The organism is Delftia sp. GW456-R20 (genome assembly GCF_001622915.1).
Classification (GTDB): domain Bacteria; phylum Pseudomonadota; class Gammaproteobacteria; order Burkholderiales; family Burkholderiaceae_C; genus Comamonas; species Comamonas acidovorans.
Map to the genome: position 1 here is coordinate 1,130,491 of NZ_LWCN01000004.1, position 26,157 is coordinate 1,156,647.

Sequence of the window (26,157 nt, forward strand, 5' to 3'; positions counted from 1 at the left end):
CAGCGGCTGCAGGGACAACTGCCGGGCGGCCTACCTGCGCCTACCTGTGGCGCGTGGAGATCAGCACGCGGCCGTCGTCCTCATGCCGCACCTGCACGGGCGCAAGGCGAGGCAGCAGGTCCAGCAGCTGGTCGATGCGGTCCAGGTCGAACTGCCCCGAGATGCGCAGCTGCGCCGCATGCCGGTCGGCCAGCACGATGGGTGCGCTGCGGTAGCGCTGCATCTGCGCCACGGCCTCGGACAGCTGCGTGCCGTCCAGCACCAGGCGGCCCTCCCGCCAGGCCAGGGCGGCCAGGGCAGCGGCGCCGTCGCCCGCCTCTGCCGGCACGAGCTGCGGCAGCGGCCGGCCGGCGCGCGTGCGCAGGTGCTGGCCGGTGGACAGCTCCACGGGTGCGCCGCCACCGTCCATGGAATGCACGCGCACCCTGCCCTGCAGCACGGTGATGTCGGCACCATCCTCATGGCGGTGCACGCCGAACACGGTGCCGATGTCCTGCACCACCACGCCGCCGGCCTGCACGGTGAAGGGCCGCTGCAGCCAGGGCACCCAGCCGTGCCAGAAGGCATGGGATACCTCGAAGGACGCCTCCCCCTGGTCCAGCACCAGGCGGCGCGAGCGCAGGTGCTGCGCCACTTGCACGCGCGAGCCGGTGTTCAGCCGCACCTCGCTGCCATCGGCCAGTTGCCAGCTCTGGCGCTGGCCCACGGCCGTCGCCAGGGTCTGGCGCTGCAGCGCGGGGTCGGCCCAGAGCAGCAGCGCCAGCGCCGCCAGGGCCACAGCCGTGCCTGCGCGCAGCGCCCTGCGCTGGCGCAGTTTCTGGCGCTGGGCGGCGGCCTGCTCGATTTCCTCGGGCGTGGGCAGGTGCCGGCGCAGCATGTCGGCAAAGGGGGCCAGGGCGTCATCGACAGGCAGATGGGCGCTGCGCCCCGAAGACTGCGCAGAAGCACCCTGGCGCGCGCTGCGCGTGCCGCCTGTGCTGCGCGTGATCTCAGGCGGCATGGTCGGCCGTGAGCACGGGCTGCACATCGCGCAGCGCACGCGCCAGATGGCGGGCCACCATGCCGCGCGAGATGCCCATGCGCTGTGCGGCCTCTTCCTGCGGCATGCCGTAGAGCTTGGTGAGGATGAAGGCCTCGCGGCTGGCCTGGGGCAGCTGCTCTATCGCCACCAGCAGCGCGCGCTGGCGCTGGGCGGCGGCCACGGCCAGCTCGGGCGGGGACAGCGGCATGGCGGCGGCGGGGGCAAGGCGCTCTTCCAGCTCGGCGCCATCGAAGGGCGTTTCGGGCCGGCGCGCCTGGGCCCGATGGCGGTCTATGGCCAGGTCGCGCGCCAGATGCCGCAGAAAGGCCAGCGGGTTGGCAATGCCCTGGGGAACGGGCCGCTCCATCAACCGCAGGCACAGCTCGTTGACGATTTCGCGGGGCTGGCATTCGTCGCCGAAGCGGTGGCGCAGGAAACCGACCAGTTCGTCATAGTGCTGCACCAGCTGGGCCAGCAGCGGCTCGGCGGGCGGTTGTAGCGTGGAGGGGGACGGCATGGAGGAAAAGCCAATCGCGAAGAAGATCGCAAATGATTCTTATTATCCTATGCAGTTGCCATGCTTACCGTTGGCAAACCGGGCGGTGACGCGCCGCCGCAACAGCGGCGGGCGAACGGCTCAGGGCAGCGGCGCGCGCATTCCCGTGAGTCCCGGCATGACCTCCCGCATGGCCGCGATGAAGGCACGCAGCCGCGCCGGCTGGTGGCGCGCCGGCGGATACACCAGGTGCACGGGCAGCGGCGCGGCCTGCCAGTCCGGGGCCAGGTGCACCAGGCGGCCCGCCTCCAGATCGTCGCGCACGATCCAGGCCGAGGCCAGGGCCGCACCCAGCCCGCCCAGGGCGGCGTTGCGCAGCGCATAAAGGCTGTCGGTGCTGAGCCGGGGCTCGAACTGCAGGCGCCAGGATTTGCACACCCGCTCATCGCCCACGCGGTGCAGTTCCAGCTCGCGCTGGTAGAAAGTGCGCAGCGCAATCCAGGGCAGCCCCTGCAGCTCGCGCGGGTGCTGGGGCACGCTGCCCTGCCCCAGCAAGGCAGGCGCGGCCACGGCAATGCGCGGCACCTCGGCCACGCGCAGCGCGACCACCGATGGATCGACCACGGCGCCCACCTGCACGGCGCAGTCGATGCCCTCGGCAATGAAGTCCGGCTGGCGGTCATGCAGCAGCCACTCGACCTTGACGGCCGGATGGCGGCCCAGGAACTGCAGCAGCGGCGCCATGAGCTGGTCCTGGCCGAAGGCGTGGGGCGCGACCACGCGCAGCAGGCCGCGCGGCGTGTCCTGGGCGCCGCGCAGGTCGGACTCCAGCGCCCGCCATGTATCGAGCAGTTCGCGCGCATGGGCCAGGCAGCGCTCTCCGTCGTCGGTCAGCGCCATGGCGTGGGTGGAGCGCCGCAGCAGGCGCAGGCCCAGCGCGCGCTCCAGCGTCTGCAGGCGCCGGCTGACCGTGGGCTGGGTGGTGGACATCTGCTGCGCGGCGGCCGAGAGGCTGCCGCTTTCGACGATGCGCACAAAGGTCTGCAGCAGTTCGATGCGGTCTGCGCCCGAAGGCAGGGAGAGGTCGGCGATGGTCATACGCCAAGCGTATATCGATTCTGCGGATGCAGCCACTACCGTGGGTTGCTGCATCGCACCACACTACGGCCATCGTTTCTCAAACACGCCGTATCGGCGGATCAACATGTCTTGCATTCAATCTACGCATAACCAAGCGGCCACCAGCGAAAAGGTGTCCGGCGTGCCCCGGTCGCTGGTGCTGCTGATGGCGACCACGGCGGGCGTGGGCGTGGCCTCGCTCTACTACAGCCAGCCCATGCTGGGCGTGCTCGGCCCCGACCTGGGCGCGGGCGAGCGCGCCGTGGGCTTTGTGCCCACGCTGACCCAGCTGGGCTATGCGCTGGGCATTTTGCTGCTGGCCCCGCTGGGCGACCGCATGGACCGCCGGCGCATCATCCTGGCCAAGACCGCCGCGCTGATGCTGGCCCTGCTGGCCAGCGGCCTGGCCCCGGGCCTGGCGCCGCTGCTGGCCGCCAGCCTGGCCGTGGGCCTGGCCGCCACCCTGGCGCAGGATGTGGTGCCGGCCGCCGCCACGCTGGCGCCCGAGCAACAGCGCGGCAAGGTGGTGGGCACGGTGATGACGGGGCTGCTGCTGGGCATTTTGCTGTCGCGCGTGGTCAGCGGGCTGCTGGCCGAGCATGGCGGCTGGCGCAGCGTCTACCTGCTGGCCGCCGCTGCCATGGCACTGCTGGGGGTGGCCCTGTGGCGCGGCCTGCCCAGTTTCAGGCCGACCACGCAACTGGGCTATGGCGCGCTGCTGGGCTCCATGGTGCAACTGTGGCGCGGCCAGCCCGCGCTGCGCCGTGCTGCCCTGGCCCAGGGCCTGCTGTCGGTGGCCTTCAGTGCCTTCTGGTCCACGCTGGCCGTGATGCTGCACCAGCAGTTCCACATGGGCAGCGCCGCAGCCGGCGCCCTGGGCCTGGCGGGCGCCGCCGGTGCGCTGGCCGCGCCGCTGGCAGGCCGGCTGGCCGACCGCAGCGGCCCGCAGCGCGTGACCTGCCTGGGTGCGGGCCTGGCCCTGGCGTCGTTTGCCGTGCTGGCACTGTCGCCCTGGCTGCCAGCCGGCGCACAGCTGCCGCTGCTGGTGGCCAGCGCCATCGGTTTCGACTTCGGCATCCAGGCGACGCTGGTGGCGCACCAGACCCTGGTGTATGGCCTGGACCCCGCTGCACGCAGCCGGCTCAATGCGCTGCTGTTCACGGGCGTGTTCATCGGCATGGCCTCGGGCTCGGCACTGGGCGCCCTGGTCCTGGCGCAGTGGGGCTGGAGCGGCGTGGTGGCCCTGGCCTGTGCGGCTTCGGCGGCGGCCTTGGCCGTGCGGCTGGCGGGCCGCAACCGCTGAACTTCCGCGGGCTGCCGGCAGGCTTATGCCCCGCCCTGCAGCCGTGCCGCGCGCTGGGCCAGCCGCTGCTGCTCCGAGGCGCGCAGGGCAGCGATCTGCGCCAGGATCTGCTGCTGCTTTTCCATCAGGCGCTGCGTGTGCACGCCATGCGCATCCCCCGCCAGGCCCTGGGCGATGCAGGCCAGCGCGCGCGCCGGGTCGCCGCGCTGTTGCCAGGTGTAGGCCAGGTTGAGCTGGGTGCGCGCATCGCGCGGGTCTATGCCTTCGGCCTGCAGGTAGGCGTCATGCGCGGCAGCGAACTGCTCCTGGCAGAACAGGCAGTCGCCCAGCACATTCCACAGCCAGGTACTGAGCCAGGGATTGAGGTCCAGCGCGCTGCGCGCCAGCTCGATGCCGGCGGCAAAGTCCCGCAGCTGCAGGCCCACGAATTCGGCCACCTCGCCCAGCAGCCGCCAGTCGCGCGGGCTGCGGGTGATGGCCTGGCGGTAGCTTTCCAGGGCGGCGTCCTGGCGGCCCGACTCCAGGTGCGTGCGGGCCTCATGGGCCGGGGCCTCGAAGAACTGCTGCGCGTCGGCGCTGAAGCGGTTGAGAAAGGCGGCCGCCGTGCGCTCGCATCCCTCGCCGATCAGCAGCCGCGCATGGATGGCCCTTTGCGCATCGCCCGAAGGCGCCAGCACCTGCCAGCCTTCGCGCCCGAACAATTGCGCCAGCAGCGGAAAGTTCAGGCCGATGGCGCTGGTGCGGCCAAAGCGCTGGGAGGCGCCCGCTTGGGCCGCCGCCTCGGGCGTGCAGGCGCCGTAGTCGTTGATGAGCACCAGCCCCTTGGGCGCCAGCCGCTGCTGCAGCGTCTGCAGCGCGCCAAAGGCGCCGTGGTTGACCAGCAGGCGCGGTGCCGCCTCGCTGACGGACAAGGCGGCATCCACCCAGGGCGACAGCGCTGCCTGGTCGCAGTCGAAGAAGCCCACCTCCTGCTCGAACAGGCCCACCAGGGGCAGCAGGCGCGCACGCTGGGCCGCATCCGCATGGTCCACCAGGGCACGGATCTCGCCCGGCGACAGCGCGGTGTACTGGCGCACGAGCTGGGCGTCATCGGTGAGGCGGGTGCGTATGCGCAATTCCTGCACCGGCCCGTCGCCCTGCCGCCGCACGACGGTGGCAGGCAGCACGTCCAGCACGTAGTTGCAGAACACGGCGTGCAGCGGCGGCAGGTGCACCGTGCTGCCGTCCGGCAGCTGCACGGCCTCGGGCCGCATGGCGTCGCAGCAGCCGGCCACGACCTGGCCGCCGAACTCGGCAAACAGGGCGCGCTCCTGCCATTGCACGACCGTGCGGGGAGATCCATCGGTGACGTAGTAGACCAGCCGCTGGTCGAAATCACGCCCTTCCTGCTGGCACAGGTGCCGGAAGGCCTGCAGGAACATGCGCGCAAACAGGCCGCAGCCGGCGCCCAATTCCAGCACGGCAATGGCGCCTTGCGGCGCGGTGTCCGCGCAGTGGTGGAACAGCAGGGCCGCCGCATCTTCCGAGAGGCGGCCGCTGTTGTTGACCACGTAGGGCACTTCGTTCTCGGCAAAGGTCAGCAGGCCGGCCCGCGCCCAGTGCAGGTGGCCCAGCTCCCACTCGATGCTTTCGGTGATGGGGCGAAAGTCCTGCAGCAGCTGCGAGGCAACGCGCACGCCCGAAAGAACGTCCTGCGGGGCGCGGATGGCAGGCGGCCCGCCCGGCGCTGCGTCAGCGTCCATCGCCGAAAGGGACGCGGACAGGGACACAGGCAGGGGCAGCGAAAGGGACAGTGGCGCGCGCAGGGCGGCCTCGCCCGTCGAAGGGTCGATTCTCAAGATGCTCTCTCCGGAAGATGCGATGGGAGTGACGCCTGCCTGCACGGCAGGCGTCCGGCCAGGCTCAGGGCACGGGCGCCCACTTGGACCAGTTCAGGTCGGCCTGCTCGAAATCGGCCTTGAGCATGCGGCGCATGGCGTCCACCTCGTCCTGGGTGATCTGCGCTTCCTTGACCTGCTTGCCGGTGGCCGCCGTGCGGGCCTTGGCAAGATCGGCCTTGGTCACGGAGGCTGTTCCAGCCCAGATGGACTTGGCGGACCCCACGTTCACCCAGTGCTTGCCCTGGGACTGCAGGTCGGCCTGGTAGGCGGATTTCCAGCCCATGTTGTTCTGCGACACGGCGTTGAGCAGCTTGGCCAGCGAGCGCTGGTTGCTCACCCCCTGCTGTGCGAATGCCTGCAGGTGAACGCGCTCGAACTTCAGCGGCAGCAGGCCCTGCTTGGCCGCCAGGCTGTCGCGCTCATTCCACCAGCGCGATGCATCGGCGGACTTGACGGCCTCCAGCTGGTTGAGCCAGTCGGCGTCGGTGACGATGCTGCCGTCGCCCTTGACCCACTGGAAGCGCTTGAAGCCGATGTCGGCCGCGCGGCCGAAGTTGTGGTTGCTCTCGCCCGGGCCGGCCTTGGTCTGGGTCTCGGCGGCCTGCTGGGCAAAGGTGCGCCGGCGCCCCGTGGGCGTGATCCACAGCGCGATCTTGTGCGTGTCATACATCTGCTGCACCAGGCTGGCCAGCTTGGCGCGGAAGGTGGGCTCGTACTCCGCATCGTTGGCAATGGCGGCCTTGCTGGTGGCCACGTCCTGGGCCTTGGCCTCCAGGTACACCGTCTTGGAGTTCTGCGCGGCGCGCATGCCCTGGTGCGAGGCCGGCAGCATGCCGCTGAGCTTGGCCACCGTGGCCCCTCCGGCTGCCGCCAGGCCCAGCGCCTCCTTGGCACCTCCGGCCTGCGGCTGGCCCGGCGCGGCCTTGGCGGCGGCCAGCTTGTGGTCGTTCTGGAAACGCTCCAGCGCGGCGCGCGTCTGCGCGCCGTAGCTTCCGTCGTAGTCCACGCCCAGATATGGCGCGTTCTTGGCGTCCTTGACCACGCGCAGCATGGCCTGCAGCAGGGCCACGTCATGCACCTGGTTGCTGCCGCCCTCGCCTACGCTGTCCTTGATGTCAGGCATGCTTCTCCCCTCGTTGTGGTTGTCGATATGGCCCGCAGCAACGGCTCAGCGGGCGGGCTCGGGTTTGCGGTCGGTTTTGCGGTCGGGTTTGTTGCCGGGCTTCAGGCCGGCATCCGGCAGCAGGTGCACCAATGGCACGGTGCGCGGCTGCAGGCTGGCCGAGCAGGCACGCAGCCGCAGCGATTCGGCATGTGCCTGCGCCATGTCCGCCGCCACCTGCACCAGGGCGTGATGGGGCGCGGCGCCTGCGGGGCGTGTGCGCACGACGGAATAGGCGCCCAGGCATTCAGTCTGCTGCGCGCGCGCGGCACGTGCGGCCGCCACGCTGGCATAGCGCGCCGCCACCACGGCCTGCACGGCGGCCGGTGGTGCCGAGGCCTGCTCGGCAAACGCCTGCCGGCCCTTGTTCCAGCGCAGGCTGCGGGTCTCGATCTGGTCGGGCGCATCGTCCTGCGGTGATGCATAGCGCACCAGCAGCACCGGGATCCGGCCCGTGGGCGCCAGCACCCAGCTTTGGTAGTTGCCCTGGGGCTCGTCGTACTGCCAGGCCAGGTGCGGGCCCTGGGCGGTGGCGACATACAGCGCATGGCGGCGCTTGGGATGCTCAAAGCCCCCCATCTGCGTGACCAGCAGCGCACGCGAGCCGCCCTGCACGCCGGGCAGGCGCAAGCTGCGCACGGCAGCGGTGACGGTGTCTTCTTCCTCGCCAGTCGTCCACACGCGCTCAAGGTGCTGGAGCCCTGCTGCCGCAGACAGCGGATCACCCACGCCGTACAGCGGATCGGGCTGTGCCAATTGCGCCGGCCCCCTGGACGCCGGCCAGGACAGCGCCGCTGGCTGGCCCTGCTGCACGCCGGCACGCACCAGCCTCAGCTCAAAGGGACAAGGCGCCGCCGTGCAGGCAGGCAGCGACAACTCATAGGCAGGCGCCCCCTTGGCCGTGCCGGACGGCAGGCTTTCCAGCACCTGCCGCTGCGGCCCGGCAGCGAGCGCCGCCCCGGCACCCAGCACCGCCGCAAGGCTCAAGGCCAGTGCCCGCCATGGCAGCGCCCCGCCACAGTAAAAATCGGAGCGCATTGAATGGTGAGCCATGGTGATAGCGGGTTTCTATGATTGGCCTGGGCTGTCGATACGCCGCAATACAGGAGGAATCTGCCGCAATGGGCTTGAAACAGGCATTTCAAGGCCCGGCGCCGCAGGCATTGTCTACAAGCTGGCATGCGGCGTCTGTTGCAAAATGCATCCGGCGCTTGAGAATTGCATTCAACATTTGCAATTCATCCAGGATGCATTCTGGAACCTTTCAAACCAGATAGATTTCATTTGAACAAAAATCAACAACATCAATGACTTACATGAAATTCACTCCAATTTCACAAAGCAAGGAAAATACCTTCTTGTATACATGACAGCTCCCGACATCTGCTTCCATCGAATGCACTGGGCTGAGGAAAACCTGAATCAATGCGGATACGCCATGGGTTGCCCACTGCAAATAGTGCGCACCGAGGATTCCCTAGATGGACCCGCATCACAAGTTCGCCGAATTTCACGATACTGCAACCATTCACCATCTCAAATGGCTTGCGGCTAAACGACCGGGGCTGCCTTGCCGGTTGTACCTGCAAGGTGCAGCGGGGCACACCCGCATCGTTGCCGGTTCCAGCTTCTTACCGTGACCACCCGAAATCACTGCTACAATCGCTGGCTTCGGAGAGGTGGATGAGCGGTTTAAGTCGCACGCCTGGAAAGCGTGTGTGGGCTAATCCCCACCGCGGGTTCGAATCCCGCCCTCTCCGCCATACACCCAGCAAAACGGGCCCCTACACGGGGCCCGTTTTCGTTTCCGGGCCGGCCTGTGGCAAGGTTCATGCCCAGGTTTGCGCCCGCCGCGCCCGCCCCTGCCTCGGCCCCACGCACCGGCCGCACATCAGGGAAAGCGACAGCACGGACACCCCCTCCAAGCCTTGCGCAGACGCGCCCCAGGGCTTGCAATAGGCAGCAGCTGGCAGCAATAGGCAAGCGTCTGACAAGCACATCCTTGTTTCGGTGATGTACTAGCTGCAACAAAGCCCCCAGGCGCGCAGCTTTGTGCAACAGCACCCCTGGCGCGAACGTGCATCCAGCCCCATGGCGCGCATGGCTTGCGGCGCTTGAGATTCGACGGAGGTTCCCCAATGGAAAGCAAGGTCATCAAGCTCCCTCAAGTCCTCTTAACTTCCGTCAATTTCTCTCAATTGACGATAGTTTTCAATCGAATCGGAGCAATCGATCGAAAATTCCAAAAACCCGCCGTATATTCCACACCGCTTTGCGGCCCGCCCGGCCCGTCTTCGGGCTGAGACGGGTCCTGCCCCTGCCGGGTACAGCGCAGCACAAGAACGCACAAGCGAAGAGCACAGGAAAACGCAAAAGGGGTTGGCATGAAGATTCTTTCGTTTTTCGGGACCCGTCCCGAGGCCATCAAGATGGCGCCACTGGTCACGGCCCTGTCGCAGACGCGGGGCATCGAGAGCGTGGTGTGCGTCACCGGCCAGCACCGGCAGATGCTGGACCAGGTGATGGATCTGTTCGGCCTGCAGGCGCAGCACGATCTCGCCGTCATGCAACCCAACCAGACGCTCAACGGCCTGTTCTCCCGCGTGGTGGCAGGTGCCGATGGCGTGCTGGAGCAGGAAAAGCCCGACTACGTGCTGGTGCACGGCGACACCAGCACGGCCACCGCCTGCGCGCTGGCAGCGTTTCACCGCCGCATTCCGGTAGGCCACGTGGAAGCCGGCCTGCGCACCGGCGATCTGGCCCAGCCCTTTCCCGAAGAGATGAACCGCCGCGTGGTCGATGTGGTCAGCCAGTGGATGTTTGCGCCCACGCCCACGTCGCGCGCCAACCTGCTGGGCGAGAACCTGCAGGGCCGCATCGCCGTGACGGGCAACACCGTCATCGATGCGCTGGCCACGCTGTGCGACCGGCTCGATGCCCAGCCCGAGCTGGCCCGTGCCATTGCCCAGCGCCATCCCTGGGTGGATGCGCAGCGCCCGCTGCTGCTGGTCACGGGACACCGGCGCGAGAATTTCGGCGAAGGCTTCCAGAACATCTGCGCTGCGCTGGCCGAGCTGGCGCAGCGCCATCCGGACCTGCTCATCGTCTACCCCGTGCACTTCAACCCCGCCGTGCGCGAAGTGGTCATGCGCACGCTGGGCGGCATGGACAACATCCGCCTCATCGATCCGCTGGACTATGTGGACTTCGTCTGGTTCATGCAGCGCGCCCACATCATCCTGACCGACTCCGGTGGCGTGCAGGAAGAGGCGCCCTACCTGGGCAAGCCCGTGCTGGTGATGCGCGACGTGACCGAGCGGCCCGAGGCCGTATCGGCCGGCACCGTGCTGCTGGTGGGCACGCAGCGCGCGCGCATCGTGGCCGAGGTCAACCGGCTGCTGGCCGACGAGGGGCACCACGCCTCGTTTGCGCGCCGCATCAATCCCTATGGCGATGGCCAGGCCTCGCAGCGCATCGTGCGTGCCCTGCTGGGACAGCCCTTCGACGAGTTTGCCGCCGGACACACAGGCGGCGCGGCCGTCCCGGACATAGCGGCCGCCGTGACCAAGGGCATGGCGCCGGCCTGAACCACGCACGCACCACCCTGCGCATCACGTCCACGAAGCGCATTACGAATCGAGCACCGAAGTGAGAAAAGAGGCCCCCATGCAACCGACCATCCGCCAATCGCTTTCCCGCACCGGGGCCCGCTGGGCGCTGGGTTCGCTGCTGGGCCTGGGCGCCCTGTTCGCGCAGACGGCCTCGGCCTCGGCGCTGGGTGACGCCATACGCCAGCTGGGCGCCAGCGACGGGCTGCAGCGCAGCGTCACGCTCAAGGAGCTGGGCATCGTCGATCCCGTGGTGCTGGCCGGCACGGCCACCCAGGACTTCTACCTGCCCGTGCCGCGCGGCCTGCCGCTGGGCGATGCCAGCATTGCCTTCGACAGCCGCTACCTCAAGGGCGAGCCCGGCGTCTCGACCGTGGTGATCTCGCTCAACGGCACGCCCGCCGTGTCGCAGACCGTGCCCGACGGTGACGGCATGCTGCAGCGCACGCTGCCCGTCGCCCAGCAGGCCCGCGCCAGCGATTTCGTGCGGCTGGGCGTGAACTGGCGCAGCCGCAACGGCCAGGTGCGATGCGATGACAACCACTCCCTGGCCAACTCCCTGACCATCTCGCCGCAGACACGGCTGAGCTACCGCGTGGACCCGCGCGATGTGCGCAGCATCGAAGATGTCTGGAACACCCTGCCCGTGCGCGCCACCGTGCTGGTGGCCGGCCGGCAGCTGGAGCAGGCCTCGTTCGACAGTGCCTGGCGCATCGGCGCCAGCCTGCAGCGCAACAACAGGCGCATGACGGTGAATGCATTGCCCGCCGTGGGGGAGACGCTGGACCTGCGCGGCCTGGAGGTTCCCGCCGTCCTGGCCGGCGTGCCCGCCTTTGCCGCACTGCGCGGCGCCGAGCCCCAGCACAAGCTGGCCAGTGACGCCGAACTGGGCGCGCTGCTCATGCTGGGGGCCGCCCAGGTCAGCGGAGACATCGTGGTGGCCGACAAGGCACTGCAGCAGCGCCTGACCGCCGCCTTCGCGGCCCTGCAGGCCCAGCTGGCGGCCGACCCCGATGCGGGCCAGGCCCTGCAGCAATGGCGCGCCCGGCGCGCGCCGCTGGCCAACGAGGCGCTGGCCTCGCAGCAGTTGCGCGCCCTGCCCATGGGCCGCCAGATGGTGCTGGCCGTGGCCGCCGACGCGGGTGCGCGCGTGGCCGGCCTGCAGGAGGCCGCCCTGCAGCGCCTGCTGGTCAGCGACAACGTGACCGTGGCCGCGGCCCAGCCCCCGCAATGGGACGAGGCCAAGGGCATACGCCTGTCCAGCCTGGGCGGCAGTCCCGACAGCTTCGACGTGCTGTCGCGCGGCGACTGGACGATGAACTTCCCGCTGAGCGCCGTGGCCTCGCAGGGCCAGATGCCGGGCGAGATCACGCTGTACGTGGCCGCCGCCCCCGGCGCCTCGGCCACGCGCCCCGTGGCCACGCTGTTCTGGAACGGCATGCTGCTGTCGGCCCGCCAGCTGGAGGCCAACGGCCAGCCCGAACGCCTGCGCGCCCGTGTGCCCGGCTATGCGCTGGGCATCAACAACACCTTGCGGGTGTCCGTGCAGCGCCAGCCCTACTCGGCCGACTGCAACGAGATTCCCCAGCCCTACCCCGCCAGCGTGCTGCCGGCCATCAGCTACGTGACGCCCGGCAAGGCCGAGGCCAACGGCAGCTTCATCGGCCTGCTGCCGCTGCTGGGCGCCAAGTCGCAGTTCCTGGTGCCCGCCAGCTATCTGTCGGCAGCGCCGGCCGCGCTGGAGCGCATGGCCAACCTGGCGGCCGCCAGCGGCCTGTCGGCTTCGCAGGCCGAGCTGGTCGTGGCCCAGGCCGATGCAACGGCCAAGCCCTCCATGCCCTTTGTCGCCATGGAAGTGCCGGTGGACGGCGCCAAGCCCCTGGTGACGGTGACGGACCGGCAGCAGCTGCGCATCCGCGGCAAGTCGGCGGACTGGCTGGACATCAAGGGACTCAAGCAACTGTCCTCGGCCGAAGTGGTCACGGCAGGCGGCCAGCAGGGCGTGCTGTGGCATGCCATCGGCGAGTGGACGGGCGGCCTGGGCGAGCCCTTCCTGCTCAATCGCGGCAACATCGCCGTGATCGGTGGCGACGGCCCGCTGGCCTGGGTGGACAGCAGCAATCCCGAAACCGGCATTCCGTCGGGCCCGCGCGAAAGCGCCTTCCACGAATGGCGCAACTTCCTTTCCTGGAGCGTGCCGGGCATCGCCATCGCGCTGTTCGTGGTGCTGCTGCTGGTGGTGCTGGCCTGGGCGGTGGCGCGCAGCAAGCAGTCCAAGCACTGAGCCCGGCCCGGGCAACGATGACGACGGCATGAGGCGATCGCCATGATCTCTTCCCTCTACTGGCCCTACCTGGTGGCCGACTACTACCACGCGCTGGAGATCGTCAGCGCCGTGGTGGCCGTCGTCATCCTGCTGTCCAGCATCGACGACCTGTTCATCGACGCCTGGTACTGGGTGCGCGAGGCCTGGCGCGCGCTGACCGTCAAGCGCCGCTACCAGCCGCTCAAGGCACAGCAGTTGCAGGAGGTCGAGGAAAAGCCGCTGGCCATCATGGTGCCGGCCTGGCTGGAGTACGACGTGATCGCGCCCATGCTGGAGAGCATGGTGGGCACGCTGGACTACAAGAACTACATGATCTTCGTGGGCACCTACCGCAACGACGAACGCACCAAGAACGAGGTCGAGCGCATGCGCCGGCGCTACCGCCAGCTGGTCCGCGTGGAGGTGCCCCATGACGGCCCCACCTGCAAGGCCGACTGCCTCAACTGGATCGTGCAGGCCATTTTCCAGCAGAACACGCTGCAGCCCGAGCCCTTTGCCGGCGTGATCCTGCACGACAGCGAGGACGTGCTGCACCCGCTGGAGCTCAAGTACTACAACTACCTGCTGCCGCGCATGGACTTCATCCAGCTGCCCGTGACCTCGCTGGAGCGCGAGTGGTACGAGCTGGTGGCCGGCACCTACATGGACGAATTCGCCGAATGGCACACCAAGGACCTGGTGGTGCGCGAGAGCATGTCGCACATGGTGCCCTCGGCCGGCGTGGGCACCTGCTTTTCGCGCAAGGCGATGGAGGAGCTGGCGGCCGAGACCCACAACCAGCCCTTCAACACCGACACCCTGACCGAGGACTACGACATCGGCGCGCGGCTGGCACGCCGGGGCATGAAGCAGATCTTCGGCAAGTTCCCCGTGGACTACGTGATACGGCGCAAGCCGCTGTTCGGCCTGGGCAAGGAAAAGGTGTCCACGCTGACCATGCCGCTGGGCATCCGCGAGTTCTTTCCCAACACCTTCAAGACCGCCTACCGGCAAAAGGCGCGCTGGACACTGGGCATCGGCCTGCAGGGCTGGAGCCAGGTCGGCTGGGCCGGGCCGCTGTCCACCAAGTACCTGCTGTTCCGTGACCGCAAGGGGCTGGTGACCTCCTTCGTGGCCATCCTGGCCTATCTGCTGCTGCTTAACTTCCTGCTGTTCCTGCTGGCCGATCACATGGGCTGGTGGACGGTGTACTACCCGTCCCTGTTCGCTCCCAACGGCTGGCTGGTGACGCTGATGAGCGTCAACGTCATCGCCCTGCTGCTGCGCGTGGTGCAGCGCGCCTGGTTCGTCTCGCGCCTGTACGGCTGGGAGCACGCCATGCTGTCCATCCCGCGCATGGTGATCGGCAACTTCATCAATGCCATGGCGGCGGCGCGCGCCTGGAAGCTGTTCATCGTCCACCTGGTCACGGGCAAGCGGCTGGCCTGGGACAAGACCATGCACGACTTCCCGTCCACCGACCAGTTGAGCCACCAGCGCCAGCGCCTGGGCGAGCTGCTGCTGTCATGGCAGGCCATCGACGAAACCCGGCTGGCCACCGCGCTGGAGATACAGCAGCGCGAACGCCGTCCGCTGGGCGCCATCCTCATGGAGCAGGGCTGGCTGGACGAGGCCACGCTGCGCGAGGCCATCAGCTTCCAGCAGGGGGAGCCCACCGACCCCACGGTGCATCCCGACATTCCCGCACAAGGCATTCCAAGCACCCCAAGGGCCGGCATATGAAGCATCTCGCTCCCCTCGTTCGCCCTCTCACGCTGGCCGCGCTGCTGGGCGCCGGCTGGAACACGCCACCGGCCTGGCCGCAGGCCGTGGCGGCCGTCAAGGCGGAGGCGCCGCTCAGGGGCCGCGCGTGGCAACTGGCCAACCAGGCCTATGCCCACTACCAGGCCGGCCGCTTTGCACGGGCCGCGACCGCCGCCGCATCGGCCGTACAGCTGCGCCCCGACCTGCTGCGCCTGCGCATGCTGCTGATCTACTCGCTGCAAAAGCAGGGCAAGAACGAGGAAGCGCTCAAGGCCATCGCCTCGGCCCGCGCCGCCGGGCTGGACGAGGCCACGCTGCAGCAGGCCGAAACCAATGTGCGGGCCGCAGCGGCAGGCGGGGCAGCGGGCGGGCCTGCGGGGGCCACGGCTTCCGAGGCCTACAACAAGGCCTTTCCCATCGCCACGCAGGCCTACACCGACTACAACGCCAAGAACTACGCGGACAGCGCGCGCAGGGCCGAGCAGGCCTTTCGCCTGGACCCCAGCCAGGGCCAGTGGGCGCTGCTGTGGATAGGCGCGCTGGAGGCGCAGGAACAGCTGGGCGCCGCCATCGAGGCCGCAGATGCCGCCCTGGCCCTGGACCCTCCCAACAAAAGCGACCTGGTGGCCAAGCGCCAGACCCTGCGCCGCAGCCAGGCCGTGCTGCCGGCGCAAAAGGCCTACCAGGCGCTGATCGCCAACAACCCGGCGCAGGCCGTGCCCTTTGCGCGCGAAGCAGTGGCGCTGGCGCCGGGAACGGCATCGCACCGCCTGCTGCTGATCACCTCGCTGCTGCTGGCCGAGCAGTTGCCCGATGCGGAAAAAGCTGCAGACGAGGCGCTGGCGCAGGACAACGAAGACACAGCGGCGCTGGGCATGCGCGGCTACATCCGCCAGCGCCAGGGCAAGACCGCACAGGCCAACGAGGACTTCGACGCCGTGCTCAAGCAGGACTGGCTGGACGAAAAGCAGTCCGCCAACCTGCGCCTGATCGCGGCCGACGCGGCCCTGGCCGCTGGCGACGCGGCACGCGCCCGCGCGCTGCTGGCGCCCATGCCGGCACAGGATGAATCCGTGGCCCGCCGCCTCAAGCAAGCCGATGACCTGCGCCCCGGCCGCGACACGCCCATGGTGGCCGATACGCGCGGCGCCTCGCAAACCCTGGCCATGGCCGACTACCCGCCGCCGCTGCAGGACTGCCGCGATACGCCCTACGGCACGGTCTGCGAGCTGCAGCCTTCCGATGCCCAGGGCACGGGCGGCCCCAGCGCCCAGGCCTATGCGGCCTACGCGCGCCAGGACTACAAGGCCGCCATCGAACATGCGCAAACGGCCGTGGAGCAGGACCCCGACAATGCGCAACTGCAAAAGCTGCTGACCACCACGCTGGCCGCAGGCAACCGCGACCAGCAGGGCCAGGCCCTGCTGCGGCTGGACAAGTCCCTGTCCCTCACCCCCAACGACGCCCAGCTGCTGATGCAGCGCGGCTACCTGTACTCGCGCCAGGAAGAGCCGGCCAAGGCGCTGCAGGACTTTCGCGCGGCGCGCGCCACGGGCGAGGCGCCAGCGGGCGCCATGCTGGACGAAGGCTATGCCCTGGCCGGCACCGGCGACAACCGGGGCGCCGTGCGCACCTTCAAGGAAGCCATCGACCTGGACGACGCCGGCACCGCCAAGCTCACGCCCGGCCAGCGCGAGAACGCACGCAGCGCCGTCTCCGGCTACGCACGCGAGTGGGGCGCCATCGTCTCCATGGGCTACCGGGGTGCGCGGCCTGCGGGGCGTGCGTTCTCGGACGGCATCCTCACCCAGGCCGGCGATGCGGTCTTCGGCACGGCCGAGGCCTACTGGCGCCCGTCCAACTTCCTGAACTCGTCCACCCGCATCTTCGATGTCTACGGGCGGCTGGGCAGCACCTTGCACGACGGCGGCGGCACCACGCTGGGCCAAAGCGCCATCGACCCCTGCACCGGCCTGCCCATCAATGTGCAGGCGGGCGACAACCGCGGCATCTCTGGCCTGCCCACCACCACGGGCTCGCTGGGCATGCGCTTCACGCCGTCCACCAAGTACGCGCTGACCTTTGGCATAGAGCGCCAGTTCAACATCGGCTCCGCCACGCGCTCGGGCTTCATCACGCCGGAATCGCCCCAGCTGCGCTGCCTGATGAGCGGGCGCGACCCCCTCAACCCCACGGGCCCGGCGCTGGGCAACCCGATATCGGCCAAGTACAGCGCGGGCGCGGGCCAGGGCGGCTGGCTGGCCTATGTCACCCACGGCTTCTACGAGGGCACGGGCCGGCGCACGGACCGCTCCAGCTGGTTCACCATGGAGGGCTACAGCCAGGCCGGCTATGCCAACCAGAGCATGGCCTCGCGCTTCACGCTGACCGACCAGACCAACGGCGCCCTGGTGGGCGACGGCTCGGGCCGCTACAAGCGCGAGCAATGGTTCTTCTCCACCGAGGCCCGCTTCGGCCGCAGCTTCCGCGCCGACGGCATCAACCAGGGGCTGGTGATCTTTCCGTTCGGCGTGGTCGCGGCCGATTGGATCAAGCAGAGGAACCGCGTCGATGTGCGCTCCCTGCAGGCCGCCCCGGGCGCCACGCCCACCGCAGCCCAGTTGGCCGCCCAGCAGGGGCAGACGCTGGCCCTGCAAGGCAATGGCAGCAGCTGGTCCGCCAGCGCAGGCGTGGGCGTCAGCCTGCGCCAATGGTTCCGCGAAAGCCACTACAGCACGGCCCAGTCCTATCTGGACTGGTCCATGCAGTACCGCTTCAACATCGGTGGCGGCCAGGCCGACCGGGCCAAGGGCCTTTTCATGACGCTGACGCTGTCCTATTGAAAGCCCTGCCCCGCCGCCGCTACCACCACACAGACAAGAGAAAAGGAGAAAGCTCCCATGGATTCGACCAAGCAAGCACCCCACCCCGCCCTGCACGGACTGCGCTCGGGCATGGCGCGCGCCGCACGCGGACTGGCCGGCTGCGCCCTGGTGCTGGGCGCGCTGGCAGCGCAGGGTACGGCACAGGCCCAGGCACAGGACAGCTCCTCCATCGTTCTCAGGGGCAAGGACGGCTGGCTGTTTCCGGGCTGGGGCAGCCTGACCCAGGTGGACCGCGCCGGCATCACGGAATCCACGCGGCTGATCACCGAGGCGCGCAACCTGCTGGCCGCGCGCGGCGTGAAGCTGCAGGTGCTGCTGCTGCCCGACAAGGTGCGCTTCTATGCCGACAAGATGCCCGACGGCAAGGCCATGAGCGCCGATGTCCAGGGCCGCTACAAGCAGGTGCTGCAGGCGCTGCAGGCCGCCGGCATTCCCAGCTTTGACGACGAGGCCGTGCTGCGCACCGTGCGCGACAGTGGCAAGGACGTGTTCTACCGCACCGACCAGCACTGGACCCAGGCGGCAGCCGACGCCACGGCCGAGGCCACCGCCCGCATGGTCCAGGGCGAGGTGCCCCAGCTGGCCGGCAGCGCCGGCAGCGGCCTGGCCCTGGGCGACACCGTCACCGAGCGCCGCTATGGCGACCTGGCCGAGCTGTTTCTGACCGCCGAGGAGCGCAAGCAGATCGGCCGCGAGGTCTACACCGTGCGCCGCCAGGCTCCGGCCAAGGGCCTGCTCGACGACGAGCCCGCCCCCGTCCATGTCACCGGCCACAGCATGGTCCAGCCCTACTTCGGCTTTCCGCAAAAGCTCTCCAACCTGCTGGACCGCCCGGTCTCGCTGAACTGGAAGCCCGGCAACGTGGGCCAGTGGACCATGCTGCTGGAGTACCTGGAGTCGCCTGCCTTCAAGGCCCACAAGCCCCAGGTGCTGGTGTGGCAGATGTTCGAGCCCACCTACAGCTACGGCCCCAACGCGGCCGGCCAGTGGGACAACGCCTCGCTCATGCCCAACGCCACCTGGCTGGAGCGGCTGCGGGCCGCGCTCAAGGGCTGACACCGTGGACCCCACCGCGCAAGAACTGCAAACCGACAAAGGACACCGGCGCAACGCCTGGATCTGGGGCGCCCTGCTGCTGTCGGGCCTGGCCTGGGGCGGCTGGACGCTGGCCAGCGGCGGCCCCAAGGCCGGCGAGCTGCAGCTGGCCGCCTGGCTGGATGGCCGCGCGGGCGCGGCGCTGAACAAGGGCCTGCGCCTGCCTGCGCAGTCCTCGCTGGAAACCGGCCAGGCCGCGCTGCGCTACCGCCTGCTGGGCGATACGGGAGCGCAGGTGGCCCTGGGCTGCCCGCAATGGATGTTCTACCGCGACGGCCTGCGGCCCCAGCCCGGCACGGGCGCCGCGCCCTTCGAGGCGCGCCAGCGCCTGCTGCGCCACTGGACCCGGCAGTTGCAGGACAAAGGCATTGCCACCCTGGTGGTGGCCGTGCCCGACAAGTCGCGCATCGAGGCCGCCCATCTGTGCGGCCTGCCCGTGGCACCCGTGATGCTCCAGCGCCTGGACCTGTGGCAGCAGCGCCTGCAGGCCGACGGCATTGCCTTCGCCGATCTGCGCCCCGCCCTGCGCCCTGCCCTGCAGACACAGGAGCAGGCGCAACCCGTGTTCTTTCGCACCGACGTGCACATGAATGCCGAGGGCGCACGCGCCGCCGCCCTGGCCGTGGCCCAGGCCGCGCTGCCGCTGCTGGGCGGGCAGCGCGGTGCCCAGGCCTTCGAGGAATCCGCGCCCGGGCCGCTGCAGCCGCTGCCCGGCGACCTGCTGGCCCTGGCCGGCCTGGCCGATGCCCCGGCCGGCTGGCGCCCACGGCGCGACCAGGTGCGCCCGCAGACCATTGCCCCCGTGCGCGGCGGCGGCCTGCTGGACGAGACGCCGCCCGTGCAGGTGCTGCTGGCCGGCAGCTCCAACGGGCTGCGCAGCAATTTCGCGCCGCAGCTCGGCCGCGCGCTGGGCCAGGAAGTCTGGAACCTCAGCATGGACGGCGGCCAGTTCAGCGGCGCCATGGTGGCCGCGCTCAAGCGCCGCGCCTCCTGGCCGGCCAGCCTGCGGCTGGTGATCTGGGAGTTCTCGGAAAACACCTTGTCCCTGCCCCTGACGGACGATGAAAAAGCGGCGCTCAAGGAGCTGGACGCCGCCTCCCCGCCTGCGTGACCCCGCCCGCTACATGCTGTTCAATTCCTATCTTTTCCTGCTGCTGTTCCTGCCCATCGCGCTGGCGGGCCACTACCTGGCCGGGGCCATCAGCCTGCGGCTGGCCGCGTTCTGGCTGTGCCTGACGTCCTTTGTCTTCTACGGCTGGTGGAACCCGCAGTTCGTCGCCCTGCTGGCGCTGTCCATCGCCTTCAACTACGTGGTGAGCCTGCTGATCCTGCGCTTTGCGGGCCGCGCGCGGCTGCAGGGGCTGGTCACCGCCCTGGGCGTGGGCGCCGACCTGGCGGCGCTGTTCCACTACAAGTACTTCGCCACGCTGTTCAACTTCCTGGGCGAATGGGGGCTGACGCAGGGCGGGATGCACGAGCTGATCCTGCCGCTGGGCATCTCGTTCTTCACCTTCACCCAGATCGGCTACCTGCTGGACTGCCGCTCGGGCATCGTCAAGGAACGCAGCCTGCTCAGCTACGTGCTGTTCGTGACCTTCTTTCCGCACCTGATCGCGGGGCCCATCCTGCACCACAAGGAAATGATGCCGCAGTTCGCGCAGCCGGATAACTACCGGTTCCGCGCGGACAACCTGTCCATCGGCGGCACGCTGTTCGTGATCGGCCTTGCCAAGAAGGTGCTGCTGGCCGACGAGATCGCGCCCTATGCAGACGCGGGATTCGCCGCGCCCGGGGACCTGCAGTTCTGGGCCGCCTGGGGTGCCAGCCTCAGCTACGCGCTGCAGCTGTACTTCGACTTCTCGGGCTATTCGGACATGGCGCTGGGCCTGGCGCGCATGTTCGGCATCCGTTTCCCGCTGAACTTCAACTCGCCCTACAAGGCCGGCAGCATCATCGACTTCTGGGCACGCTGGCACATGACGCTGACGCGCTACCTCACGGCCTACCTGTACTACCCCGTGGCCATGGCCATCTCGCGCGCACGCGAAAAGCGCGGCCTGTCCGTGGGATCGAGCGCCGCGCGCACGCCCGGCGGCTTTGCGGCCACCATCGTCGTGCCCACGCTGTTCACCATGGGGCTGGCGGGCATCTGGCACGGTGCGGGCCTGCAGTACGTGATCTTCGGCCTGCTGCATGCCTTCTACCTGTCGGTCAACCATGCCTGGCGCATCTTCGTGGTCAGCCGCAAGCCGGCCGCCGCACGCAAGTCGGGCCGGGGCGTGCAGGCGCTGTGCGTTGTCATCACCTTCATTGCCGTGCTCATCGCCCAGACCTTCTTCCGCGCCCACGGCGTGGGCGACGCCATGCTGCTGCTCAAGGGCATGGCCGGCCTGCGCGGCGTGGAGGCGCTGGAGTCGCTGTCCCACGTCCAGGGACTGGCACTGGGCGATGCCATACGCCTGGCCATAGGCCACCACATGCAGCTGGCCCTGGTCCTGCTGCTGCTGGCCATTGCCTGGTTCACGCCCAATGCCCACCAGATCCTGGGCCGCTTCTCGCCCGCCATGTTCAAGGTGCAGGAAGCGCCCCGCGCCTGGATGCGCTGGCGCCCCAGCGCAGGCTGGACGGCCGTGACCCTGGTCCTGCTCTTCCTGTGCCTGGTCAATCTGCACAAGGAAACCCGCTTCCTGTATTTCCAGTTCTGAAACACCTGTTGGAGAGAAACCATGTCCCTGAATGACATCGAAACCAAGATTGCCCAGATCATCGGCGCCATCATCCTGACCTCGGTCGAGCCCGATACGCTGCTGCTCGAATCGGGCCTGGTGGACTCGCTGTCCGCCGTGGACGTGGCACTGGCCATCGAAAAGGAATTCGGCGTCAAGATACCGCCATCGGAGATCGACCTGCACCTGGAATCCGTGCACACGCTGGCGCAGTACGTGGCCGAGCAGCGCAAGGCCTGATGCAACGCCTGCACGCCGCCGCCCCGTCCCTTTGTCCCTGCGCAACAAGGAGCCCGCATGCGATTCAGTTTTGACCGCTTCGACTTCACCGAGCCCGGCGCCGACACCGCGCGGCCCGCCGTGATCGATGCCGCCGGCACGCTGGACTGGCAGCAACTGGCCCAGGCCGTGGCGCAATGGGAGCAGCAGGCGCTGGCGCGCGGCGCGCGGCGCGACGAGCCGCTGCTGATCACGGGGCACAAGGAGACCGCGTTCCTCGTGGCCATCCTCGGCTGCCTGCGCCTGGGCGTGCCCTTCGTGCCGGTGGACGTGATCAACCCGCCCGAGCGCATGGCGCGCATCGCCACGCTGGTGCAGGCCGGCCTGCACTACGACGCGCAGGCCCGCAGCTTCCTGGACACCGGCATCGCCGCGCAGCCGCTGCAGGAAAAATCGCTGGCCTACATCATGTTCACCTCGGGCAGCACGGGCGATCCCAAGGGCGTGCAGATCGGGCGCGAGAGCCTGGGCCTGTTCGCCGGCTGGATACGCGACTGCCTGGCCCTGGGCGAGGCGCCGGTCTTCATGGACCAGATGCTGTTCAGCTTCGACTTTTCGCTGTTCAACTGGATGGGCGCCCTGGTCACGGGCGGCGCCTGCGTGCTGTGCGCGCGCGAGACCATTGCCGACCGCCAGGCCTTTGCCGCCTACCTGGCGGGCACCCATGTGAACGTCTGGGCGTCCACGCCCTCCTTCGTGCGCCAGCAGCTGCTGGATGCCGACTTCGACCAGCAGCACCTGCCCGACCTGCGCGTCTTCGTCTTCGGCGCCGAATCGCTCACGCCCACCGTGGCCGAGGCGCTGTGGAGCCGCTTTCCCCAGGCGCGCATCATCAACTCCTACGGCCCCACCGAGGCCACCTGCTCCACCACCTGGGTGGAGATCGACCCCGCGCTGCGCCAGCGCGCGCCGCTGCCCTTTCCCATCGGCCGGGCCAAGCCCTATGCCGATGTGTTCCTGGACGAAGGCGAGATCTGCGTGGCCGGCGACCACGTGATGCGCGGCTACCTGAACCGCCCCGACCTGCACGCCACACGCATGTTCATGCGCAACGGCAAGCGCGGCTACCGCACGGGCGACCTGGGCGAGATCGACAGCGAGGGCCTGGTCACCTTCCACGGCCGGCGCGACGACCAGATCAAGATGCACGGCTACCGCATCGAGCTGGCCGAGGTCGATGCCGTGCTGGCCACCCTGCCCGGCGTGCGCGCAGGCGCGGCGGTGGCACTCAAGCGGCCCGATGGCTTCATCGTGCGCATGATCGGCTTCGTGGACCTGGACCGCAGCGGCCCGCCCGGCATGCAGCCCCTGCCCGAAGACCTGGCCGGATGGCGCGAACTGCTGGCCCAGCGCGTGCCGCCCTACATGATTCCGTCGGAACTGCTGGCCTGCCACGGCTTTCCGCTGACGCAGACTGACAAGGCCGACCGCAAGCAACTGGAGCGCATGTACCTTGATGCACGCATGCGCCCCGCCAAGGAAACCAAGGACCCGCAGGCATGACCTCCGCTTTTTCCCCCGTGATGCGTACCGTCGCGCTCGCCCTGGCCGGCCTGGCCGGGCTCTCCTGCCTGCCCGCCGCGCATGCCGAAGGCACGCTGGCCCAGCTCTATGCGGCGCGCCCGCCCGCAGGCTCGTCCTTCGTGCGCGTGGTCCACCCCGACGCGGGCAGCCTGCGCGTTAAGATCGGCGACGGCCCCGAGCAGACGCTGTCCGGCAGCAAGCCGGCCAGCAGCTACGCCATCGTCAAGGGCGACACGCCCTTCGCCATTCAGCTGGACGGCAAAAGCGCCGGCAGCATGAAGGTGGCGCCGGGCAGCTTCACCACCCTGGTGCCGCAGCGCCAGGGCAAGAACGCGGCCGCGCGCTTCACGTCCATCGACGACTCCGGCGGAAGCCAGGACGCGCTCAAGGCCGAGCTGCGCTTCTACAACCTGATCGACGATTGCACCGAAGGCGGGCTCAAGATCGCCGGCACGGGCACGCCGCTGTTCACGGGCGTGGCGCCCGCCAGGTCGGCCAGCCGCTCCATCAACCCGGTCAGCGCCCAGCTCGCCGCCACCTGCGCCACTGCGGCCAGCGCGCCGCTGGCGCTGCCCCAGCTGCAACCGGGCGACCACTACAGCCTGTTCATGACGGGTACGGCCGCCGCACCCGTGCTGCGCGGCCAGGCCAGCGCCACCGACACCTATCGTCCCTGACCCAGCCCAAGGAGACCGACACAGACATGCGCACCCGCTCCGTATTGCGTGAAGACCACCTGCTGTTCAAGGAACAGGTGGACCGATTCGTGGCCACCGAGATCCTGCCCCACATCAATGACTGGGAGGCCGAGGGCATCACGCCGCGCGCCCTGTGGCGCAAGGCGGGCGACAGCGGCCTGCTCAACTGCGACCTGCCCCCGCCCTACGGCCAGGGCGGCGACTTCGGCCACGCGGCCGTGGTCATCGAGGCGCTGGCGCGCGCCAACTGCCTGGGCATCGGCTTTTCCATCCATTCCGACATGGTGGCCCCCTATCTCTGGAACTTCGGCACGCAGGTGCAGAAGGACCGCTGGCTGCCGCGCATGGCCACGGGCGAGCTGATCGGCGCCATCGCCCTGACCGAGCCCGGCGCGGGCAGCGACCTCAAGGCCGTGCGCACGCGCGCCCGCCGCAAGAGCGAGGGCGAAGGCGGCGGCTACGTGCTCAACGGACAGAAAACCTTCATCACCAATGGCGTCAACGCCGGCCTGATGGTGGTGCTGGCCAGCACCGAGCCCGACCTGGGCGCGCGCGGCCTGTCGCTGTTCGTGGTGGAAGAAGGCATGAAGGGCCTGGGCAAGGGTGCCGCCCTGCGCAAGATAGGCCAGCACAGCCAGGACACCTGCGAGCTGTTCTTCGACGAACTGCACCTGCCGGCCGACCACCTGCTGGGGCGCGAAAACGCCGCCTTCGAGCATGTGACGCAGGAGCTGGCGCAGGAGCGGCTGGCGATCGCGCTGCGCGCGGCAGCCTCCACCGAAGGCATGCTGGACGAGGCCGCCGAGTTCGTGCGCAACCGCAAGGTCTTCGGGCGCCGCGTGCTCGACTACCAGAACACCCGCTTCAAGTTCGCCGACGCCCTGGCCAAGACCACCATGCTGCGCGTCTTTCTGGACGACTGCCTGGCCCAGCACATGGAAGGCTCACTGGACTCCGTCACCGCCGCCATGGCCAAGCTCAACGCCACCGAGCTGCAGGGCCAGGTGCTGGACGAACTGCTGCAGCTGCACGGCGGCTACGGCTACATGGCCGAATACGGCATTGGCCGCGCCTGGGCCGATGCGCGGGCGCTGCGCATCTTCGGGGGCAGCAGCGAGATCCTCAGAGAGATCATCGGCAAGCGCTTCTGACCCGGCAGCCACCGCGCTCAGCGGGCGGCGGCCTTCCACTCGCGCAGCAGTTGCCGGGCCTCCGGCGTGTCGTTCAGCACCCAGGGGTCGATGGCGAAGGCGACGACGCGCTGGGCGCCGTAGTCGCGGGCCACGTCCCACTGGCGGCGCACGCGCTCGAAACTGGCCGTGCGCGCCTGGAAGTCCGAACCATCGGGCCGCGTGGGCGGCAGTTGCTCGAACAGTTCCACGATGAGGTCGAACGGCGCCCTGCGCTCCAGCAGCATCTGCTGCAGCGGTGCCAGCGCCTCGTAGTTGCGCAGCCCCGCCACGCCCACGCCGTCCTGCACCATGGGGCGCAGGGACACCCGGTCCAGCAGGATGCTCCACAGCGTGGGCAGGCTGCCCAGCGTCTGCAGCTGGCTGAAATAGGTGGAGATGCCGGGCACCTGGCCGGACGTGGCCGCTGCCGCCTGCGCCAGTGGCTGCAGTGCGCTCACCAGCAGCTCGACGCGCTCGGGCGCGGCCCAGTGGTATTGCTCCAGCTCGTAGGGGATGTACCAGCCGCGAAACGCCGCGTGGCGCGGCCAGGTGCTGGCGTACATATGGCTGGCGCCCTGCTCGGCGATATGCGCCAGGTAGGGCGCGGGGCCCGCGGCGTTGGAAAGGCTGATCTGCTTCCACCAGCGCTCGTCATAGGGCAGGCCCAGGTGCACGCCCATGCCCAGTTCGGTGCAGATGTCCAGCAGGTCGGCGATCTGCGCGTCGGCCAGCATCCAGCTGTCCGCCTCGGAATCGCCCAGCAGGCCGCTCCATTGCACGAACAGCTCCCGGCAGCCCAGCGCCTGGGTGGCGGCCAGGCGCTGGCGCCATTGGTCGCGCGGCATCTCCAGATGGCTGCGCCACGGCTGCAGAAAACTGCCCGACACGGGCGCCGAGGCCGCGCAACCGACCAGCGAGGCACAGGCGGCGGCCGCGCCGGCGCCGAGGAATTCGCGTCTGGACAAATGCATGGTGGGAACGGCCGCAAGGCTGCGTGAAGCGAAGCACCAAGAATACAGCCAAGCGGCGCGGCAGCCGCCTTAAAAAGCAGCAGCCCAGCCAGGCTTGACCTGGCTGGGCTGAGGGTTGTCGCTTTCAGGGGCCGCGCACCATGCGTCGC

20 protein-coding genes and 1 tRNA gene are annotated in these 26,157 nt (G+C 69.2%); 14 read left to right on the forward strand and 7 right to left on the reverse strand.

Translation table 11 applies throughout. The annotated features are described in order from the left end of the window. Nucleotides 1-40 precede the first annotated feature (40 nt). From A4F85_RS10460 to A4F85_RS10470, 3 genes are all read right to left on the reverse strand, one after another. Nucleotides 41-1,000 carry a FecR family protein gene (locus A4F85_RS10460; protein ID WP_063326541.1) on the reverse strand — a complete coding sequence of 320 codons (960 nt, stop codon included), beginning with the start codon at nt 998-1,000 and terminating at the stop codon, nt 41-43. After that, nucleotides 990-1,538 carry an RNA polymerase sigma factor gene (locus A4F85_RS10465; protein WP_013803066.1) on the reverse strand — a complete coding sequence of 183 codons (549 nt, stop codon included), beginning with the start codon at nt 1,536-1,538 and terminating at the stop codon, nt 990-992. Before A4F85_RS10465 ends, A4F85_RS10460 begins: the two co-directional genes overlap by 11 nt. A gap of 120 nt (nt 1,539-1,658) precedes the next feature. Then, the gene (locus A4F85_RS10470; RefSeq protein WP_013803067.1) at nt 1,659-2,615 is read right to left on the reverse strand and encodes a LysR family transcriptional regulator; all 957 of its coding nucleotides are present in this window, start codon (nt 2,613-2,615) and stop codon (nt 1,659-1,661) included. A 106-nt stretch (nt 2,616-2,721) separates the two neighbouring features. Here A4F85_RS10470 and A4F85_RS10475 point away from each other — a divergent pair, with 106 nt between their 5' ends. Next, nucleotides 2,722-3,939: an MFS transporter gene (locus tag A4F85_RS10475; RefSeq protein ID WP_063326542.1), complete on the forward strand. Its 1,218-nt coding sequence runs from the start codon at nt 2,722-2,724 to the stop codon at nt 3,937-3,939. A gap of 23 nt (nt 3,940-3,962) precedes the next feature. Here A4F85_RS10475 and A4F85_RS10480 read toward each other — a convergent pair whose 3' ends face one another. The 3 genes from A4F85_RS10480 to A4F85_RS10490 all read right to left on the reverse strand — a co-directional run bounded on the left by A4F85_RS10480 (nt 3,963) and on the right by A4F85_RS10490 (nt 7,968). Further along, nucleotides 3,963-5,777 carry a tetratricopeptide repeat protein gene (locus A4F85_RS10480; protein WP_063326543.1) on the reverse strand — a complete coding sequence of 605 codons (1,815 nt, stop codon included), beginning with the start codon at nt 5,775-5,777 and terminating at the stop codon, nt 3,963-3,965. Between the two features lie 64 nt (nt 5,778-5,841). Continuing rightward, nucleotides 5,842-6,942 (reverse strand): peptidoglycan-binding protein, encoded by a 1,101-nt coding sequence (locus A4F85_RS10485; protein ID WP_063326544.1) that lies wholly within the window; start codon nt 6,940-6,942, stop codon nt 5,842-5,844. A 45-nt stretch (nt 6,943-6,987) separates the two neighbouring features. Further along, the gene (locus A4F85_RS10490) at nt 6,988-7,968 is read right to left on the reverse strand and encodes a hypothetical protein (protein ID WP_231890522.1); all 981 of its coding nucleotides are present in this window, start codon (nt 7,966-7,968) and stop codon (nt 6,988-6,990) included. A gap of 494 nt (nt 7,969-8,462) precedes the next feature. Here A4F85_RS10490 and A4F85_RS31100 point away from each other — a divergent pair, with 494 nt between their 5' ends. The 13 genes from A4F85_RS31100 to A4F85_RS10550 all read left to right on the forward strand — a co-directional run bounded on the left by A4F85_RS31100 (nt 8,463) and on the right by A4F85_RS10550 (nt 25,016). Further along, on the forward strand, nt 8,463-8,621 hold the full coding sequence (locus A4F85_RS31100) for a hypothetical protein (protein ID WP_156517001.1): 159 nt from the start codon (nt 8,463-8,465) through the stop codon (nt 8,619-8,621). Between the two features lie 33 nt (nt 8,622-8,654). Further along, nucleotides 8,655-8,744: transfer RNA gene (locus A4F85_RS10495), tRNA-Ser, on the forward strand. A gap of 621 nt (nt 8,745-9,365) precedes the next feature. After that, the gene (gene wecB / locus A4F85_RS10500) at nt 9,366-10,568 is read left to right on the forward strand and encodes a non-hydrolyzing UDP-N-acetylglucosamine 2-epimerase (protein WP_063326546.1); all 1,203 of its coding nucleotides are present in this window, start codon (nt 9,366-9,368) and stop codon (nt 10,566-10,568) included. 79 nt (nt 10,569-10,647) lie between these two features. Next, nucleotides 10,648-12,873 (forward strand): hypothetical protein, encoded by a 2,226-nt coding sequence (locus A4F85_RS10505; protein WP_063326547.1) that lies wholly within the window; start codon nt 10,648-10,650, stop codon nt 12,871-12,873. Between the two features lie 42 nt (nt 12,874-12,915). After that, entirely contained in the window at nt 12,916-14,637 is a 1,722-nt protein-coding gene (locus A4F85_RS10510; protein WP_012204791.1) for a glycosyl transferase family protein, read from the forward strand. Then, on the forward strand, nt 14,634-17,501 hold the full coding sequence (locus A4F85_RS10515) for an NfrA family protein (RefSeq protein WP_063326548.1): 2,868 nt from the start codon (nt 14,634-14,636) through the stop codon (nt 17,499-17,501). Before A4F85_RS10510 ends, A4F85_RS10515 begins: the two co-directional genes overlap by 4 nt. Before the next feature lie 57 nt (nt 17,502-17,558). Then, the gene (locus tag A4F85_RS10520) at nt 17,559-18,599 is read left to right on the forward strand and encodes an alginate O-acetyltransferase AlgX-related protein (RefSeq protein ID WP_063326549.1); all 1,041 of its coding nucleotides are present in this window, start codon (nt 17,559-17,561) and stop codon (nt 18,597-18,599) included. A gap of 4 nt (nt 18,600-18,603) precedes the next feature. Beyond that, nucleotides 18,604-19,749: an alginate O-acetyltransferase AlgX-related protein gene (locus A4F85_RS10525; RefSeq protein ID WP_063326550.1), complete on the forward strand. Its 1,146-nt coding sequence runs from the start codon at nt 18,604-18,606 to the stop codon at nt 19,747-19,749. A 13-nt stretch (nt 19,750-19,762) separates the two neighbouring features. Further along, on the forward strand, nt 19,763-21,343 hold the full coding sequence (locus A4F85_RS10530; protein ID WP_063326551.1) for an MBOAT family O-acyltransferase: 1,581 nt from the start codon (nt 19,763-19,765) through the stop codon (nt 21,341-21,343). Between the two features lie 21 nt (nt 21,344-21,364). Beyond that, nucleotides 21,365-21,604 carry an acyl carrier protein gene (locus A4F85_RS10535; RefSeq protein ID WP_012204786.1) on the forward strand — a complete coding sequence of 80 codons (240 nt, stop codon included), beginning with the start codon at nt 21,365-21,367 and terminating at the stop codon, nt 21,602-21,604. A gap of 57 nt (nt 21,605-21,661) precedes the next feature. Next, on the forward strand, nt 21,662-23,146 hold the full coding sequence (locus A4F85_RS10540; protein ID WP_063326552.1) for an AMP-binding protein: 1,485 nt from the start codon (nt 21,662-21,664) through the stop codon (nt 23,144-23,146). Next, complete coding sequence (locus A4F85_RS10545; RefSeq protein WP_063326553.1) at nt 23,143-23,844, forward strand: alginate O-acetyltransferase AlgF; 702 nt, start codon at nt 23,143-23,145, stop codon at nt 23,842-23,844. Before A4F85_RS10540 ends, A4F85_RS10545 begins: the two co-directional genes overlap by 4 nt. A 26-nt stretch (nt 23,845-23,870) precedes the next feature. After that, nucleotides 23,871-25,016 (forward strand): acyl-CoA dehydrogenase family protein, encoded by a 1,146-nt coding sequence (locus A4F85_RS10550; protein ID WP_063326554.1) that lies wholly within the window; start codon nt 23,871-23,873, stop codon nt 25,014-25,016. A gap of 17 nt (nt 25,017-25,033) precedes the next feature. On the opposite strand, the gene A4F85_RS10555 is transcribed toward A4F85_RS10550, so the two are convergent. Further along, nucleotides 25,034-26,008, reverse strand: coding sequence for a DUF4434 domain-containing protein (locus A4F85_RS10555; RefSeq protein WP_063326555.1), 975 nt, complete (start codon nt 26,006-26,008; stop codon nt 25,034-25,036). Nucleotides 26,009-26,157: the final 149 nt, after the last annotated feature.